This window comes from Actinomadura chokoriensis, assembly GCF_039529475.1.
Taxonomy (GTDB): domain Bacteria; phylum Actinomycetota; class Actinomycetes; order Streptosporangiales; family Streptosporangiaceae; genus Spirillospora; species Spirillospora bangladeshensis.
In genome coordinates, this window is sequence record NZ_BAAAMW010000003.1 from 363,462 (window position 1) to 379,769 (window position 16,308).

Sequence of the window (16,308 nt, forward strand, 5' to 3'; positions counted from 1 at the left end):
AGTGGTCAATATCGGCGGTGTCCGAGATCTTGGGCGCCCGGTCGGCTACCGTCTGCTGGGTGACAGACGTCGCGACCGCCGGACGTTCCACGGCACGGACCGGCGCGCCCACCGCGATCCGGCAGCGTGCGCGCGGGAGCCGGGCGGGTCGGGCCGGACGGCGTCCCAGCACCCCGCTTCATTGCTCTCGATGTGCGATAACGCGCAATGTGCAATCATGTCGGCACCCCAGCCGCCTGTTTACTTCCGCTAAGTGAGTCCACATGCCGGGTCCAGGCAATGTCGGAGAACGTGTCCGCAACCTGCGGCTGACCAGACGCTTGTCGCAGGCACAGCTCGCCGGTCACGACCTCTCCGACAGCTACATCTCTTTGATCGAGTCGGGCAAGCGCACGCCGACGCCGACCGTCCTGCGGATGCTGGCCGAGCGCCTCGGCTGCACCCCGGAGTACCTCGCGGAGGGCGTCGAGCCGGAGCAGCGCGCCCACCTGGAGGTGCGGGAGCGGCACGCCCACCTCGCGCTGCTGCGCGGCGACGCCGCCACCGCCGAGGCCGGGTTCGACGAGGTGATCGCGCGCAGTGACGACCCCGACCTGACGTCCCGGGCCCGCTGGGGCCGCGCCCGCGCCCTGGAGGAGCTGGGCCGGACGGACGCCGCGATCGCGCTGTTCGAGGAGCTGCGCGAGCAGGCCGAACGCGACCCGGGCCGGGCCAGCTGGCTGCCGCCCGTGATCGCGCTGGCCAGGTGCTACCACGCCGTCGGCGACCTGGGGCAGGCGATCGCGCTCGGCGAGCGCGCCGTCGAGCGGCTCGAACAGCTCGAACTCGGCGTGGGCCACGAGTTCACCGAGGCCGGCCGGATCCTGCTCCTCGCCTACGTGGATCGCTCCGATCCCGCGCGCGCGCACGAGCTCGGACGCCGCCTCCTGCACCCGGAGCAGTCCGCGGAGGACGAGCTGGTGAGCGTCCACTACCAGCGGGCCAGCATGCGGGCGCTGGAAGAGGGGACCGTCGGCGACTCCCTGTACTTCGCCGACCAGGCCCTGGCGGCGCGTACCGACGCCACTCCCGTGCAGAGCCGCGCGCGTCTCGCCCTGGCCGGGGCCAAGGCGCTGCTCAGGGGCGTCCTCCCGTTCTCGGCCATCGCGCCTCCGGGGGCGATGGCGTCCGTCGAGTTCGGGTACGAGAACCCGCGGCCGGAGGGCACGCGTGAGGCCGCGCAAGAGGCCCTGGAGCTTCTGCAGGCCACGGACGACCTCGAAGGCGACGAGTCCACCGAGAGCACCATCGCCAAGGCGCGTGCCCTGGTGCTCATGGGCGAGCTGGACGACGCCATCGCCACGCTGGAGCAGTTCCTCAACACCGGCATGGCCCTGGCCCCGCCGACCAGCAGCCACACCGTGACTCCGCAGCCCGGCAGCGACCTCGCCGTGCGGACGCAGAAGACCATCTTGGCCAGGCTCGTCCTCGCGCGCGCACGCGTGGCGCAGGGCGACCGCATGGCGGCCCAGGTCGTGTTGCGGGCCGCGTCGGAGCAGCTCTTGACGCTTCCCGCGGGACGTCCGGCGGCGCACCTGTTCAGGGAACTGGGCGAGCTGTATGAACTCGTCCAGGACACCGAGAGCGCGGCCAACGCCTACCGCCAGGCTCTGCAGGCCGCCGGGCTCTCCGCGTCCCAGATCGCGTCCCCGCCGCCCGGTGCCCGAGCCCACTCCCTCCACGGCCCCCACGACGACCCCGGCCTCTGACCTCACCCGCTGTCGCGGGAATCGACGTGGCACCCACCCGACCGGGCGGGGTGTGTTGTGACGCATGTCCCCATTGAGCGGGAACAAAGCGAGCCCGATCTTGCTTTAACCTAAACGTAGGATGACTGGTTGACCGGAGGTTCGGATGACGTTGCGCACGACTCGGCGGTCGTCCCTGGTCGACCAGGTGATCGAGCAGCTCCGAGGCGAGATCGTCGGACGGACCTGGCCGGTCGGCGCGAAGATCCCGCCCGAGCCGGTCCTGGCGGAGACGCTGGGGGTCGGGCGGAACACCGTCCGGGAGGCCGTCCGCGCCCTCACGCACGCGGGGCTGCTGGAGAGCCGGCAGGGCGACGGGACGTACGTCCGGGCGACGAGCGAGCTGTCCGGGGCCGTCCGGCGGCGCCTGGAGAGGGCGGAGCTCGTCGAGATCCTGGAGGTCCGGCGCGGGCTGGAGGTCGAGGCGGCGCGGCTCGCCGCCGGCCGCCGCACCGACGCCGACATCGCCGCCATCGCGGTCGCCCTCGCGCGCCGCGACGCCGCCTGGGCGGCCGGGGAGCACGCCGCGTTCGTCGAGGCGGACCTGGCCTTCCACACCGCCGTCGTCGAGGCCACCCACAACCGCGTCCTGACCGACCTCTACCGCGACTTCAGCGCCGCGCTGCGGGCCAGCATCGGCGCCGCGGGCGTCCTGCTGGAGCACGCGGACGTCCCGCACGGGCCCATCGCCGCGGCCGTGGAGGCGGGCGACGCCGACGCCGCGAGCCGGGCCACGCACGCGTGCCTGGACCAGATCCTCGCCTCCACCGCGCCGGTCGCGAGCCCCGCCGAGCCCTGACCGGCCCCGATTCCCCCGTACCGCCCGGTGTTCGACCGCCGGGAACGATGTGACGAGCAAGGTGAGATGAGTACTTCTGCGACGACTCCGGTTTCCCGCGCGACGGCCGTCTGGTCGCTCGTCGGGCTGGTGCTCCTGACGGTCAACCTGCGGGCCGCGATCACCGGCATCGCCCCGGTGCTCGGCGAGCTGCGGGACGCGTTCGGGCTGTCGGGCGCCGAGGTCGGCGTCCTCACCACGCTGCCGGTGCTGTGCCTCGGCGTCTTCGCCGCCGCCGCGCCGGTGGTGGCGCGGCGGGTCGGCACCGAGACCGCCATCGTCGGCTCCCTCGTCATGATCACGGCGGGGATCGTGCTGCGCGTGGTCGAGTCGCCGGTGTCGCTGTTCGTTGGAACGGTCCTGGCGGGCGCCGGGATCGCGATGGGCAACGTCCTCATGCCGGCCGTGATCAAGCGCGTGTTCCCGTCCCGCGTCGGCTCCCTCACCGGCCTCGCCATGATGCTCATGGCGACCAGCGGCGCCGTCGCGGCCGGGCTCGCGGTGCCGCTGGAGGAGTCCGGCGGATGGCGGCTCGCGCTCGCCGTCTGGGCCGTCCCGTCGCTGGTCGCCGCGCTCGTGTGGGGGCCGCTCGCCCTCCGCGGCCGGCGCTCTCCGACCGCCCCCGTCACGGCCCCGCGCGGCGAGGGCTCCCTGCTGCGCTCCCGCGTCGCCTGGTACGTCGCCGTCTTCATGGGCCTGACGTCGCTGATGTTCTACGTCCTGATGTCGTGGCTGCCGGAGATCATGCAGGACGCCGGGTTCGCGCCCGCCGCCGCCGGGATGATGGTGTCGGCCATGCTGATCGTCGGCATCCCGCTGGGCTTCGTCGTCCCGGTGTTCGCCGCGCGGCTGCCCGACCAGCGCCCCCTCATCGTGGCCGTCGCCGTCACCATGGTCGTGGGCATCGGCGGGCTGCTGCTCGCGCCGTCCGCCGGCTGGGTGTGGGCGATCGTCCTCGGGATCGGCACCGGCAGCGCGTTCCCGCTCGCGTACACACTGCTCAGCCTGCGCGCGCCGAGCCCGTCCGTGGCGGCGGCGCTGTCCGGGATGGCGCAGACGGGCGGCTACCTCCTCGCCGGCGTCGGCCCGCTCGCGGTCGGGGTGCTGCACGAGGCCACGGGCGGCTGGGCCGTCCCCCTCGGCCTCCTGCTCGCGCTGGTCGTGCCCGAGGTGGCGTTCGGGCTGCTCGCGGCGCGGCCCGGGTTCGTCCGCCCGGCCCGTCCGCGGACCCGTCCCGCGGAGCGCGCCCGCGCCCTGGCGCCCGCCCGTACGCGCTGATCAGGACATGTCGACGACGTCCAGGTCCAGGACGCGCGCGTGCAGGACCTGCCGCTGGTGCAGCGCGGCCCGGAGCGCCCGGTGCAGGCCGTCCTCCAGGTAGAGCTCGCCGCGCCACTGCACGACGTGGGGGAACAGGTCGCCGTAGAACGTGGAGTCCTTCGAGAGCAGCGACTGCAGGTCCATCTCGCGCTTGGTGCTGACGAGCTGGTCGAGGCGTACCTGGCGAGGCGGGATCTTGGCCCAGTCACGGGACGAGAGCCCGTGGTCCGGATAGGGCCTTCCGTCACCCACCGCCTTGAAGATCACCCTTCGAGTCTACGGCGTCGCCCTCCGCCCGGAGAAGGCAACGCAACAACACGTGTCACTCGAGTTGCCTCATTCGGTAAACCAGTTACATGCCAGCTCAACCCGCCCGTCACAAACTTCCGTCCGCGGCCCTGGCGTCCGGCCTGGTGACGGGAACAACGGTCAGCAGCTCCTCCAGACCGACGAAGTCCTGCGGGTTGGTGGTGTAAAGCGGCAGTCCCTCGGCGATGGCGACAGAGGCGATCATCAGGTCGGCGATCCGGTGCCGCGGTTTGCGGCCCGCCGCGACCACCGCCGCGCACACCCGTCCGTAGATCCGGGCGGCCTCGACGTCGAACGGAATCGGGTCGAACTCGTTCTCCGTGCGCTGCAGCACGTCCAACCGCCGTGCCCGTTCGATGTGCTCGTCATAGGCGGCCTGCTCCTCGTTGCGCCGGACCTCGTGGGGGCCGGCCGACAACTCGGCGAGCGTGATCGCGCTGATGGCCATCTCGTCGGGCAGTTCCGCCGGATCGATCCAGCTGCGCAAGATCATGATGTTGGTGTCGAGCAACCCCTGCACGTGCTGTTCAGCGCTCATAGGGGTCGCTCGCGTCCTGGTCGGCGGCGGTGTCCTGGTCGGCGCGGAACGCCTCCAGCGCGATGGCGGGCGCGTTGGTGGACATGGCCGCGAACTCGGCACGAGGGACGAACCGGCGGCGGCGCCGCAACGGGATCAACTCACCGATCTTGTGGCCGTCACGGGTCACGGTGAACGCCTGACCGTGCTCGACCGCATCCATGATCTCCTTGGACCGGCTGCGCAGATCCCGTTGGGTGACCTCAGGTTGGGCACGCATACCACCAGAGTAGGCGGTCGTGCCACGCCGTGCCACACCGTGGCACAGATCGGCTGCGGCGGGGTGCGGGGACGCGAAAGGCCGGTGCCCGTCGCGGGCACCGGCCTCGGTGCGGCGGAGGATGCGAGATTCGAACTCGCGAGCGCTTGCACGCAACACGCTTTCCAAGCGTGCGCCCTAGGCCACTAGGCGAATCCTCCACGGGAAAGCCTACCGGTTCCCGGGCAGTGACCTGACATCAATTACGGCGGAGACCGGGACCGGACCGTAGATGTGGGGGAACACGTCGTCGCCGGCCGGCTCGTAGCGGACGGGGGCGTCCAGTCGGGACACGTCTATGACCAGGAGGACGAGGTCGTCCCGGTCGATGCCGGGGTAGAAGCGGGCGAGGACGCCGTCCACCTGGGCCATGTCGGACGAGCAGTGGATGAAGCCCTCCTCGTCCAGCGTCCGGCCCAGCGTGGACATGGTGTACGACACACCGGCGGCACGGGCGGATTCCCAGTGGGTTCGTTCGGCGATGTGCAGGAGCGTGTCCTGGGGTGCGGCGGGCATGGGGCGGAGACTACGCGGGAAGCGTGGCAATCCAGGGGCCGGGATGACATAGACTCTGGGCAGACCCCTCGCATGGCGTCATCCTGTGAACCTCCCCAGGGCCGGAAGGCAGCAAGGATAAACAGGCTCTGGCGGGTGTGCGGGGGGTCCCTTTCGTTTGTGACGCTCTGCTACTCCAGGAGGGCGGACCCCCGATGAGTCTGGCGCTGTACCGCAAGTACCGGCCAGCGACGTTCGCCGAGCTGAAGGGGCAGGAGCACGTCGCCGAGCCGCTGCAGCAGGCGCTGCGCAACGGCCGGATCAACCACGCGTACCTGTTCAGCGGTCCGCGCGGCTGCGGCAAGACGTCCAGCGCCCGGATCCTCGCCCGCTCCCTGAACTGCGAGAAGGGGCCGACCCCCGACCCGTGCGGCGAATGCGACTCGTGCGTCGCGCTCGGTCCGTCCGGGACGGGCCACATCGACGTGATCGAGATCGACGCCGCGTCCCACGGCGGTGTCGACGACGCCCGCGACCTGCGGGAGCGCGCCTTCTTCGCGCCGGTGGCGGCGCGCTTCAAGGTGTACATCATCGACGAGGCGCACATGGTGACCCGCGAGGGCTTCAACGCGCTGCTGAAGCTCGTCGAGGAGCCGCCGCCGCACCTGAAGTTCGTGTTCGCGACCACCGAGCCGGAGAAGGTCATCGGGACGATCCGGTCCCGGACCCACCACTACCCCTTCCGGCTGATCCCGCCGGGCGTGCTGCAGGAGCTCGTCGAGGAGATCCTGCGGGCCGAGGACGTCCCCTACGAGACGTCCGCGCTGCCGCTGGCCGTGCGGGCCGGGGCGGGTTCCGCCCGCGACACGCTGTCCATCCTGGACCAGCTGCTCGCCGGGTCGGACGAGAAGGGCATCACCTACGCGCGAGCCGTCTCGCTGCTCGGCTACACCGACTCCGCCCTGCTGGACGAGGTCATCGCGGCCTTCGCGGCCCGCGACGGCGCCGCCGTCTTCGCCGCCATCGACCGGGTGGTCGAGAGCGGCCAGGACCCGCGCCGGTTCACCGCCGACCTGCTGGAACGCATCCGGGACCTGGTGATCCTGTCGAACGTCCCGGAGGCCGGCGGGACGGGGCTGCTGAACGTCCCGCCGGACGAGCTGGAGGCGATGCGGCGGCAGGCGTCCTCGATGGGGCCGGGCGAGCTGACGCGCGCCGCCGACCTGCTGCACACCGGCCTCACCGAGATGCGCGGCGCCACGTCCCCGCGACTGCTGCTGGAACTGATCTGCGCGCGCATCCTGCTGCCCGCGGCCTACGAGGACGAGTCGTCGATGTTCGCCCGCCTCGACGCCCTGGAACGCCAAGCCTCCCAGGGCGGCTTCGGTGGCGGTCGGCCCGGTTTCGGCGACGGCCCGGCGCAAGCCTTCGCCGCCGCGCCGCCCGCTGCTCAGGCCCCTCCGGCGCAGGCGACCGCCGGCCAGGGCAGCCCGGCGGAGGGTGGGGCCGCACCGAGCGGGCCGGCACAGGGACATGGCGGCGGTGCTGCACAAGCGCGCGGAGAGCAATCCCCTCCCTCCCGGGGGGCCGACCCCACTTCCAGTGTCAACCCCCGCCCCCATGCGGCATCGGCCGAACCCGGTTCTGTGGATAACCGCGGCACCGGCCCCCGCTCGGCCCCCGCAAGCGCACCCGCTCCCTCCACGCCGGCCCCGCCGGCCGGCCCGGCCCCAGCCGCACCGTCCGGTCCCCCGCCCGGCGCCGGGGGTGGGATGGACTTCGGGAGTATTCAGCGGTTGTGGCCGGACGTCGTCGAGGCGGTCAAGCAGAAGAGCCGGGCCACCTGGATGACGATCATGTCCGGGGTGCAGCCGGTGTCGCTGGAAGGCAAGGTCCTGACCCTGGGGTTCGACGCCGAGGGACGTCGGCTGGGCTTTGTGAACGGCGGGCGTGACACCGTCCTCCGCGAGGTCTTCAAAGAGCGCATGGGCGTCGACTGGCGCATCGAGACCGTGGTCGGCGGCGGAGGCGGACGTCCCCCGGGCCAGGGCCCCGGAGGGGGCGGACGGCCGGGTCCCGGCGGCGGCCCCGGGAGCGGTTTCGGTTCCGCGCAGTCTTCCGGCTTCGGGTCGGGCGGCGGCGGGCAGGCCGCGTCCGGCGGATTCGGTGGCGCGCCGGAGGTGCAGGCATCGCAGCCCGCGTCCCAGCCGCCCCGCCCGAACCCCGTCCCGCGCCCGGCGAACGGCGAGAGCCGGGCGGCCCGGCAGGCGGACCCCGGGCCGATGCCCCCGCCGCCGGACGAGCCCCCGCCGCCCCCCGAACCCGCGCCGATGGACGAGAGCGACGAGGTCGACCCCGAAGGCGACGCGGACGCCGACGGCACCGAGGCCGAGATGAACGGCATGGCCCTCATCCAGCGGGAACTCGGCGGCCAGATCATCCGCGAGATCGACAACTCGAACTAGGAGCGGGCGGCGGCGCGCCGCCGACGGCTCAGCGGTGGCTCAGGACGTTGACCACTCGCCCGTTCGGGTCGCGGACGAAGAACCGGCGCACGCCCCACTCCTCGTCCTGGAGCGGGTGCACGATCTCCGCGCCGCTCTCGCGCACGGCCGCGAAGACCGCGTCCACGTCGTCCACCTCGACGCTGATGTCGGGGACGACCGGCCCCGTCTTGTCCTCGGTCATGAAGCTGACCTGGGCCGTCGGGTTGGACGGGGAGGCGACCGTCACGATCCAGCCCTGGTTCATGACCTCCTCGAAGCCCAGCAACCCGTAGAACTCCCGGTTCTCCTCCGCGGCCTCCGTCCGGATGTTGGGCACGACACGGCGAACAGTCATCAACGACTCCCAATCTGCATCTGACCACTGCGCCCATCGTCTCCCGCGACCCCGCCGCCGTCTTGGACGGATGGCACCCCAGGCCAACCGGAGCCGTTACAGGTGGCGGACCACCTTGGCGGGGTTGCCGACCGCCACGACGTTCGGCGGGACGTCCTTGGTCACGACCGCACCGGCACCGATCACGCTGTTCATCCCGATGGTGACGCCGGGCAGCACAATGGCGCCGCCGCCCAGCCAGACGTTGTCCTCGATCACGATCGGCTCGGCCGCCTCCAGCCTGGCCCGCCGCTGCTCGGCGTCGAGAGGATGGGTCGGCGTCAGCAACTGGACGTTCGGGCCGATCTGTACGTCGTTGCCAATGGTGATGGGCGCGACGTCCAGGGCGGTCAGGCCGTAGTTGGCGAACGTGCCGGAACCGACGGTGATGTAAGAGCCGTAGTCGACGTACAGCGGCGGACGGATGTGCGCGTCCGGGGCGATCGACCCGAGCAGTTGCTCCAGGATCGGCCGGGCCGCCTCCTGGTCGGTGGCGTAGACCTCCCCGTACCGGTGGGCCAGGGCGATCGCACGCTTGGAGGCCGACGCCAGGTCGGGGTCGTCGGCGATGTACAGGTCACCGGCCAGCATCCGCTCGCGGTTGCTCCGCGTGTCCCCGGCGAAGAAGTCAGTCATCGAACACGACCCTAGCTCCGGGACGCCCTTGGACGTCAGCGGCGGCCGTGCGCCGGGTTGTTTGACGTGCGGCTGGCGTGGCACCACTCCCGCCAAGATCGTGACGGGCGTACTTACCGCATCATGGCGCGAACCCGTAGTCTCGGGGGACGGACGTCCGGTGGCTGGCGGAGCGCCAGAGAGAAGGTCCCGGCAAGGGGGCCGGAAAAGGGAGTGCACCGTGGAACCCGGTGGTCAGTTGAACATGCAGGAGCTTCTGCAGCAGGCGCAGGCCATGCAGGAGCAGCTCTTCAACGCGCAGCGCGAACTCGCGGAGGCCGAGGTGAAGGGCACCGCCGGCGGCGGGCTCGTCACCGCGACGGTCAACGGCCAGGGCGAGGTCACGGGCCTGTCGATCGACCCGAAGGCCGTCGACCCCGACGACCCGGCCGACACCGCGGAGACCATCGCCGACCTCGTCCTCGCCGCGATCCGGGACGCCGCGCGCGAGGCGCAGCGGCTCCAGCAGGAGAAGATGGGACCGCTGGCCCAGGGCCTCGGCGGGCTGCCGGGCGGCGGCGACCTTCCCGGCGGCTTCCCCGGCCTCGGCGGCGGCCCGGGCGGCGCCTGAACCCGGAGCGCACGGGGCGCCCCGCGGCGTCCCGGACGCACGGCGTCCATGGCGTACCAGGCGTACAGCACAGACTAGGAAAGGAGGGGTCCGTTGTACGAAGGGGTGGTCCAGAACCTCATCGACGAGCTGGGCAGGCTGCCCGGCGTCGGCCCCAAGAGCGCGCAGCGGATCGCCTTCCACCTGCTCGCCGCCGACCCGGCCGACGTCGAACGGCTCGGCAAGGCGCTCAAAGAGGTCAAGGACAAGGTCCGCTTCTGCAAGACGTGCGGGAACGTCGCGGAGGAGGAGGAGTGCCGGATCTGCCGGGACGCCCGCCGCGACCCCCACGTCATCTGCGTCGTGGAGGAGTCCAAGGACGTCGTCGCGATCGAGAAGACCCGCGAGTTCCGGGGCACCTACCACGTCCTCGGCGGCGCGATCAGCCCGATCGAGGGCGTCGGCCCGGACGACCTGCGCATCCGCGAGCTGATGCAGCGGCTCGCCGACGGGACGGTCACGGAGCTGATCCTCGCCACCGACCCCAACCTGGAGGGCGAGGCCACCGCGACGTACCTCGCCCGGCTCGTGAAGCCCATGGGCCTTACCGTCACCCGTCTGGCCAGCGGCCTGCCGGTGGGTGGCGACCTCGAGTACGCAGACGAGGTGACGCTGGGCCGCGCATTCGAAGGACGGAGGCTGCTCGATGTCTGACACCAACAGCCCGCAGGACTGGAACGCCCTCGCCGAGCGCGTGGCGTGCCACGTCGACAACTACCTGAACGGACTGGAGGCGGTCGCCCGCGGCGACGGCGGGACGCACACGATCCCGCTGCTCCTCCTCGAAGTGTCGCAGGTCATGCTGGCCGGCGCGCAGCTCGGCGCCAGCGCCGACGTCATCCTTCCCGACAACTGGGAGCCGGAGGTCGGCGACGACCCCGACCTCGACGCGATCCGGCAGGGCCTGTCCGAGCGGCTCATCGCGCTGGACGAGTACGTCGAGGTCTTCGACCCGTACAAGGACACCGAGCCCACGTCGTACCGCCTGTCGGACGACCTGGTCGACGTCGCCAGCGACCTCGTCCACGGGCTGCGCCACTACCAGCAGGACCGCCCCCTGGAAGCCCTCTGGTGGTGGCAGTACTCCTACTTCAACCACTGGGGCAACCACGCCGGCGCCGCCCTGCGCGCCCTCCAGGCGTTCGTCGCGAACGCCCGCCTGGACGTCGCCCCCGAGGCGGAGGTCGCGACCGCCTGACCGGCTCCGCGCGGACGGTCGGCTAGCCGTCCGAGGGGGAGGTCGCGGGCGCGTCCAGGGCCCACGCGACGAGTTCGGCGGCCTTCTCGGCGTCCGATCCGAGCTGCCCGCCGGATTCCCAGGCGTACTCGCCGAGGTCGCCGTCCCAGACGACGGCCGCCGTCCGTCCTCGGTACCCGACGCGCAGCACGGAATCCTCCGGCGGTGCCGCGGACACCTGCGGGGCGCGCCGCCGCAGCGCCGCGTACAGCGAGTACAGCGGCCCCCTGCGGACGTGCGGCAGTTCATCGGACGCGGCCATCGGCTCTCCCATCGGCTCGGTCACCGCCGCGCACGCCCCGCCGGGTCATGGCGCGGACGCGTACGGCTCACGCGTGGACGAGATGAACCACGGCACCCCGCCGATACGTAGACGCTTCGCCCCCCTTTCGGGTGGTCCGTGAAGACCCGGGGATCCGGGCGCGCGAGCGGGCGCGCGCGATGCCAAGCAACCCTCCGCCGCGTCAGTCGCCCGGAAACGACCGACCCCGACCGGAGGCGCGGGGCGCCGGGTCGGTCGGGGCCGGTGGCGAGAGGGGCGTTCGGGCCGTCAGGCCACGCGGCCGCGGAAGGTGCCGGCGTTCTGGAAGGCGCCGTCCAGGATGCGGCCGACCTCGTCGAGCTTCTTGCGGACCTTGGCGACGCCGATCGCGCCGCCGGACATGCCGGTCGTGGCGAGGCCGGCGTCGACGACCACGCTGCCGTCCTGCTGCGGGCGCAGGATGATCCGGTACTTGTAGTGGGTGGCGAACGCGCCGAGCAGCAGCGCCTTGGTGCGGCTGCCCTTCTCGATGATGCACTCGCCGGGGTTCTCCCAGGTGAAGCGGAAGCCCTCGGCTCCGAGCACCTGCTCCAGCACGGGACGGACCTGGTCGGGCGTACCGGTCACGTGGATCTTGACGGAATCGGCCATGATGTTCCTTCGTCAGGGGGTACCGGCGTCCGCCCGCGATGGCCGGACGGGATGTGTCGCGCGTGCGCGCGCGAGATGTCGAGCAGTGAATCATAATCCCGAAAAGGCCGCTGATGTGGGACAACGTCCCCCATGCGGAGCCCGCGTACGGCCCCCGCGGCCGTCCCCCGCCCGGAAGCCGGGCCTTGACCTGCCCGAACGCTTTTAGTTCGGAAAGGCGGTGACCCATAGCGGCCGCTCCACCAGGCCAGGGGCGGCCCAGGGCAGGGCTCGGACGCGTTCGCGGCCACAGTCGAGTTACCTGGTCGTAATCGATGGGCGGGCGCTCGGTAGACTCGTCCAACGGAACGCCCGACCCCGATCCGAGGAGCGCCCACTCGTGGCTCTAGTCGTGCAGAAGTACGGTGGCTCCTCCGTCGCCGACGCCGATGGCGTCAAGCGGGTCGCCCAGCGCATCGTCGCAACGAAGAAGGCGGGCAACGACGTGGTCGTCGTCGTGTCCGCCATGGGCGACACGACGGATGATCTCATCGATATGGCCAAGCAGGTCAGCCCCCTGCCGCCGGGCCGTGAGCTGGACATGCTGCTCACCGCCGGCGAGCGGATCTCGATGGCGCTGCTGGCGATGGCCATCGCGAACCTGGGCCACGAGGCCCGCTCGTTCACCGGTTCCCAGGCCGGTGTGATCACCGACGGCTCGCATGGCAAAGCCAAGATCATCGACGTGACGCCGGGGCGGATAAGGACCGCGCTGGACGAGGGCTCGATCTGCATCGTGGCGGGCTTCCAGGGCGTCTCGCAGGGCACCAAGGACATCACCACGCTCGGCCGCGGCGGCTCCGACACGACCGCGGTCGCGCTCGCCGCCGCGCTGGACGCCGACGTCTGCGAGATCTACTCCGACGTCGACGGCGTGTTCACCGCCGATCCGCGCATCGTGCCCGCGGCCCGTAAGATCCCGAAGATCTCCTACGAGGAGATGCTGGAGATGGCGGCGAACGGCGCCAAGATCCTGCACCTGCGCTGCGTGGAGTACGCGCGCCGCTACAACATCCCGATCCATGTGCGGTCCTCGTTCAGTCAGAAGGAGGGTACGTGGGTCGTCGACAGCAGCGAGATCGAAGGACAGGACATGGAGCAGGCGATCATCTCCGGTGTCGCGCACGACCGGAGCGAAGCCAAGATCACCGTGGTCGGGGTGCCCGACAAGGTCGGTGAGGCCGCCGCGATCTTCTCGGTGCTGTCCGACGCCGAGATCAACATCGACATGATCGTGCAGAACGTGTCGGCCGCGTCCACCGGGCGGACCGACATCTCGTTCACGCTGCCGTCCACCGACGGGCAGACCGCGCTGACCGCGCTGAACAAGCTCAAGGGCCGCATCGGCTTCGAGTCGCTCCGCTACGACGACCGGATCGGCAAGGTGTCGCTGATCGGCGCCGGGATGCGCTCGCACCCGGGCGTCACCGCCAACCTGTTCAGCGCGATCGCCGACGCCGGGGTGAACATCGAGATGATCTCCACGTCGGAGATCCGGATCTCGGTCGTCGTCGCCCAGGACGACATCGACACCGCGGTCGCCGCCGCCCACCACGCCTTCGACCTCGACTCCGACCAGGTCGAGGCCGTCGTCTACGGCGGCACCGGCCGCTGACGCGACCACGGAGGGCCGCGCCGCCCCGGGAGAGCCTGGCCCGGAGCGGCGCGGCCTTTCGCATGCGCGCCCGGTGCGCCCGCGGGCGCGGACGCCGGTATGGGGGTGTTCGCGGGTGGTGGTGCGCTTTGGGAACCGGTCGTGCGCGGCGGTAGTTCTGTGGGTGTGAGTGCGACGATGGGCTCCGCCTTGCCGACCCTCGCGGTCGTCGGCGCCACCGGGGCGGTCGGTGCGGTGATGCTCGACCTGCTGTCGACCCGCAGGGACGTGTACGGGGAGATCCGGCTCGCCGGGTCGGCGCGGTCCGCGGGGCGCGTGCTCCGGGTGCGCGGCGAGCCGGCCGAGGCGGTGCCGCTCGCGCCCGAAGTCTTCGCGGGCGCCGATGTCGCGGTGTTCGCGGTGCCGGACGGGGTGGCCGCCGAATGGGCGCCGATCGCGGCCGGCCACGGTGCCGTGGCGGTGGACGGGTCGCGTGCGTTCCGGGCCGTCCCGGACGTTCCGCTCGTCGTCCCGGAGGTGAACCCCGAGCGGGTGCGCGACCGGCCGCGCGGCATCGTCGCGGGCCCCGGCTGCGCGACGCTCTCGATGATCGTGGCGGTCGGCGCGCTGCACGCGCGGTACGGGCTGCGGGAGCTGGTGATCGCGTCCTACCAGGCGGCCTCCGGCGCGGGCCGGCACGGCGTCGACACCCTGTACGCGCAGCTGGAGAAGGTCGGCGGGGACCGGGCGCTCGGCAACCGCGCCGGGGACGTCCGCGGCGCGGTCGGCGACCTCGGCCCGTTCCCGGCGCCGCTCGCGCTGAACGTCGTGCCCTGGTCGGGGACGCAGGCGGACGGCGGCTGGACGTCCGACGAGCTCGGCCTGCGCGACGAGACCCGCCGGGTGCTCGGACTGCCGGAGCTGAAGGTCGCGGCGACCTGCGTCCGCGTGCCCGTGGTCACCGGGCACTCGATGGCCGTGCACGCCGTGTTCGAGGAGCGCACCGACCAGCGGGAGGCGCAGGCGATCCTCGCCCGCTCGCCCGGCGTGGTCCTGTGCGACAGCCCGGAGACGCACGAGTTCCCGACGCCCGCCGATGTCGCCGGCACCGACCCGACGTGGGCGGGCCGCGTCCGCCGCTCGCTCGACGACCCGCGGGCCCTCGACCTGTTCCTGTCCGGCGACAACCTCCGCAAGGGCGCCGCGCTGAACACCGCCCAGATCGCCGAGCTGGTGGCCGCCGAACTGACCGGCTGACCCCGGACCCGCGCCGGCGGCCCGCCCGCGCGACCGGGGCTCCGCGCGACCGGGGCTCCGCGCGAGCGGGACGCCGGGGCGGGGACCTAAAGTGGCATGCGTGACCGAGACGAAGGCCGTGAAGTCCGAGCAGACGCGGGCCGCGATCGTCGAGACGGCGCTGCGCCTGTTCCGGGAGCGCGGATACGAGGCGACGACCATGCGGGCGATCGCGAAGGAGGCGGGCGTCTCGGTCGGCAACGCCTACTACTACTTCGGGTCGAAGGAAGAGCTGATCCAGGCCTACTACGACGAGCTGCAGGACGAGCACGTCGCCGCCTGCCGGGCCGTCCTCGACACCGAGACGGAGTTCGCGCCGCGGCTGCTCGGCGTCCTGAAGGCCCGGGTCGACACGATGGTCCCCTACCACGAGTTCGCCGGGAAGTTCTTCAAGTTCGCCGCCGAGCCGACGAGCCCGCTGAACCCGTTCAGCGCCGAGTCCGGCCCGGCCCGCGACTCGGCGGTCGCGATCTACCGCGAGGTCGTCGAGGGCTCCGACCTGAAGATCGACCGGGAGTTCCGGGCGGAGCTGCCCGAACTGCTGTGGATCTACTCGATGGGCATCGTCCTGTACTGGGTGCACGACAACTCGCCGGGCTGCCGCAAGACGTACCTCCTCGTCGAGCGGACGGTCCCGCTGGTGAACCGCATGGTGGCGATGTCGCGCCTGCCCGGCTTCAAGTCGGTGACGCGGGAACTGGTGGGCATCATCCGCGAAGTCCGCGCCTGACCCCGCACATGCTCGGGTGGCCCCCGCACATGCTCGCCGGGTCAGCGGAAGGTGATGTCCCAGTGGTCCTTCTCGCGGGCGAAGACGGTGCCGTCCGGTGAGCGGTAGAGGCGGGCCCCGTCGCCGCGCGTGCCGGCGGACGGGTAGCGCTTGATCGCCGCGTCCACGCAGCGTCCGGGAGCAATGTCGAGTTTGTAGCCGTTCGCATGGCTGTAGGTGCCGGGGGCGTGCCCGCGCTCGGTGCCGCCGGTGATGGTGATCTTGCAGCCGCTCGACTCCGCGAAGTCGATCACGCCCTTGATCGTCCCCCAGCGGACGCCCTGGAACGACGTGCAGGTCCGGACCGTCCGGTCGGAGCAGCCCCCGGTCGAACGCCACCGGATGCCGCTGCCGCGCAGCGCGGTCTCCGCGAACCGCTGCTCAAGGCGCAGCGACACGGGCAGGTCCGGCAACTTCGGCAGCGTCTCCTGGACCGGGACCGCGGGTTCGGAATCCGACGACATCGGCGGACGGGTGAGAGGTGGGGCCGCCGATGGCGGGTCCTGCGCCGGTGCGAGGGGTGTGCTCTCGGTGGGCGTGCCACTGGCCGACGGGTCCGCGATCACGGGACGGGGAGTCCGCGCGGGTGGCGTCAGCGGAGCGCCACGGAGGCGCGTACGGGCTGGAATCGGGCGGTCGGCGCGGTCGGCGCGGCCGGCGCGGCCGGGCCGGAGCGGTGCCGTACGTGCGGACGATGTGCTCGGATGCGC

The 16,308-nt window shown here is 72.0% G+C and carries 19 protein-coding genes, 1 tRNA gene and 1 other RNA gene; 11 read left to right on the forward strand and 10 right to left on the reverse strand.

The window, feature by feature from the left end:
• Positions 1-263: 263 nt before the first annotated feature.
• The 3 genes from ABFX46_RS09725 (at position 264) to ABFX46_RS09735 (ending at position 3,903) form a co-directional block, all read left to right on the forward strand.
• A complete protein-coding gene (locus ABFX46_RS09725; RefSeq protein WP_346041145.1) occupies positions 264-1,748 on the forward strand; it encodes a helix-turn-helix domain-containing protein in 1,485 nt (494 codons plus the stop codon).
• Positions 1,749-1,893: 145 nt separating this feature from the next.
• Positions 1,894-2,586 carry a FadR/GntR family transcriptional regulator gene (locus ABFX46_RS09730; RefSeq protein ID WP_346041147.1) on the forward strand — a complete coding sequence of 231 codons (693 nt, stop codon included), beginning with the start codon at positions 1,894-1,896 and terminating at the stop codon, positions 2,584-2,586.
• A 66-nt stretch (positions 2,587-2,652) separates the two neighbouring features.
• The gene (locus ABFX46_RS09735; protein ID WP_346041149.1) at positions 2,653-3,903 is read left to right on the forward strand and encodes a CynX/NimT family MFS transporter; all 1,251 of its coding nucleotides are present in this window, start codon (positions 2,653-2,655) and stop codon (positions 3,901-3,903) included.
• Here the strand turns inward: ABFX46_RS09735 and ABFX46_RS09740 are convergent, their stop codons facing one another.
• The 5 genes from ABFX46_RS09740 to ABFX46_RS09760 all read right to left on the reverse strand — a co-directional run bounded on the left by ABFX46_RS09740 (position 3,904) and on the right by ABFX46_RS09760 (position 5,606).
• Positions 3,904-4,212, reverse strand: coding sequence for a type II toxin-antitoxin system VapB family antitoxin (locus ABFX46_RS09740; protein ID WP_163062168.1), 309 nt, complete (start codon positions 4,210-4,212; stop codon positions 3,904-3,906).
• Positions 4,213-4,321: 109 nt separating this feature from the next.
• Positions 4,322-4,792: a type II toxin-antitoxin system VapC family toxin gene (locus ABFX46_RS09745; protein ID WP_346041151.1), complete on the reverse strand. Its 471-nt coding sequence runs from the start codon at positions 4,790-4,792 to the stop codon at positions 4,322-4,324.
• A complete protein-coding gene (locus ABFX46_RS09750) occupies positions 4,782-5,051 on the reverse strand; it encodes a type II toxin-antitoxin system Phd/YefM family antitoxin (protein WP_346041153.1) in 270 nt (89 codons plus the stop codon). The genes ABFX46_RS09745 and ABFX46_RS09750 overlap by 11 nt, the downstream gene beginning before the upstream one ends.
• A gap of 115 nt (positions 5,052-5,166) precedes the next feature.
• Positions 5,167-5,251: transfer RNA gene (locus ABFX46_RS09755), tRNA-Ser, on the reverse strand.
• 10 nt (positions 5,252-5,261) lie between these two features.
• Positions 5,262-5,606, reverse strand: a complete 345-nt coding sequence (locus ABFX46_RS09760; RefSeq protein ID WP_346041155.1) for a DUF952 domain-containing protein — start codon at positions 5,604-5,606, stop codon at positions 5,262-5,264.
• A 59-nt stretch (positions 5,607-5,665) separates the two neighbouring features.
• Between ABFX46_RS09760 and ffs the strand changes: the two genes are divergently transcribed.
• Positions 5,666-5,761, forward strand: an RNA gene (ffs, locus tag ABFX46_RS09765) — signal recognition particle sRNA small type.
• A gap of 39 nt (positions 5,762-5,800) precedes the next feature.
• The gene (locus ABFX46_RS09770) at positions 5,801-8,050 is read left to right on the forward strand and encodes a DNA polymerase III subunit gamma and tau (RefSeq protein ID WP_346041157.1); all 2,250 of its coding nucleotides are present in this window, start codon (positions 5,801-5,803) and stop codon (positions 8,048-8,050) included.
• 28 nt (positions 8,051-8,078) lie between these two features.
• Here ABFX46_RS09770 and ABFX46_RS09775 read toward each other — a convergent pair whose 3' ends face one another.
• Both ABFX46_RS09775 and ABFX46_RS09780 read right to left on the reverse strand, forming a co-directional pair.
• Complete coding sequence (locus tag ABFX46_RS09775) at positions 8,079-8,426, reverse strand: VOC family protein (RefSeq protein WP_346041159.1); 348 nt, start codon at positions 8,424-8,426, stop codon at positions 8,079-8,081.
• A 96-nt stretch (positions 8,427-8,522) separates the two neighbouring features.
• The gene (locus tag ABFX46_RS09780) at positions 8,523-9,101 is read right to left on the reverse strand and encodes a sugar O-acetyltransferase (RefSeq protein WP_346041161.1); all 579 of its coding nucleotides are present in this window, start codon (positions 9,099-9,101) and stop codon (positions 8,523-8,525) included.
• Positions 9,102-9,345: 244 nt separating this feature from the next.
• Here ABFX46_RS09780 and ABFX46_RS09785 point away from each other — a divergent pair, with 244 nt between their 5' ends.
• From ABFX46_RS09785 to ABFX46_RS09795, 3 genes are all read left to right on the forward strand, one after another.
• Positions 9,346-9,711, forward strand: a complete 366-nt coding sequence (locus ABFX46_RS09785) for a YbaB/EbfC family nucleoid-associated protein (protein WP_239067764.1) — start codon at positions 9,346-9,348, stop codon at positions 9,709-9,711.
• Between the two features lie 93 nt (positions 9,712-9,804).
• Positions 9,805-10,404, forward strand: coding sequence for a recombination mediator RecR (gene recR, locus ABFX46_RS09790; RefSeq protein ID WP_131936043.1), 600 nt, complete (start codon positions 9,805-9,807; stop codon positions 10,402-10,404).
• Positions 10,397-10,948 carry a DUF5063 domain-containing protein gene (locus ABFX46_RS09795; protein WP_346041164.1) on the forward strand — a complete coding sequence of 184 codons (552 nt, stop codon included), beginning with the start codon at positions 10,397-10,399 and terminating at the stop codon, positions 10,946-10,948. Before recR ends, ABFX46_RS09795 begins: the two co-directional genes overlap by 8 nt.
• A 22-nt stretch (positions 10,949-10,970) precedes the next feature.
• Here the strand turns inward: ABFX46_RS09795 and ABFX46_RS09800 are convergent, their stop codons facing one another.
• Together ABFX46_RS09800 and ABFX46_RS09805 are read right to left on the reverse strand one after the other, a co-directional pair.
• Positions 10,971-11,249, reverse strand: coding sequence for a hypothetical protein (locus tag ABFX46_RS09800; protein ID WP_346041166.1), 279 nt, complete (start codon positions 11,247-11,249; stop codon positions 10,971-10,973).
• Positions 11,250-11,537: 288 nt separating this feature from the next.
• Positions 11,538-11,900: a hypothetical protein gene (locus tag ABFX46_RS09805; protein ID WP_131936036.1), complete on the reverse strand. Its 363-nt coding sequence runs from the start codon at positions 11,898-11,900 to the stop codon at positions 11,538-11,540.
• 379 nt (positions 11,901-12,279) lie between these two features.
• Between ABFX46_RS09805 and ABFX46_RS09810 the strand changes: the two genes are divergently transcribed.
• The 3 genes from ABFX46_RS09810 to ABFX46_RS09820 all read left to right on the forward strand — a co-directional run bounded on the left by ABFX46_RS09810 (position 12,280) and on the right by ABFX46_RS09820 (position 15,559).
• Positions 12,280-13,554 carry an aspartate kinase gene (locus ABFX46_RS09810; RefSeq protein WP_163062159.1) on the forward strand — a complete coding sequence of 425 codons (1,275 nt, stop codon included), beginning with the start codon at positions 12,280-12,282 and terminating at the stop codon, positions 13,552-13,554.
• A 177-nt stretch (positions 13,555-13,731) separates the two neighbouring features.
• Positions 13,732-14,790 carry an aspartate-semialdehyde dehydrogenase gene (locus ABFX46_RS09815; RefSeq protein WP_346041434.1) on the forward strand — a complete coding sequence of 353 codons (1,059 nt, stop codon included), beginning with the start codon at positions 13,732-13,734 and terminating at the stop codon, positions 14,788-14,790.
• A 100-nt stretch (positions 14,791-14,890) separates the two neighbouring features.
• Entirely contained in the window at positions 14,891-15,559 is a 669-nt protein-coding gene (locus ABFX46_RS09820) for a TetR family transcriptional regulator (RefSeq protein WP_163062158.1), read from the forward strand.
• Between the two features lie 41 nt (positions 15,560-15,600).
• On the opposite strand, the gene ABFX46_RS09825 is transcribed toward ABFX46_RS09820, so the two are convergent.
• A complete protein-coding gene (locus tag ABFX46_RS09825; RefSeq protein WP_346041169.1) occupies positions 15,601-16,062 on the reverse strand; it encodes a hypothetical protein in 462 nt (153 codons plus the stop codon).
• Positions 16,063-16,308: the final 246 nt, after the last annotated feature.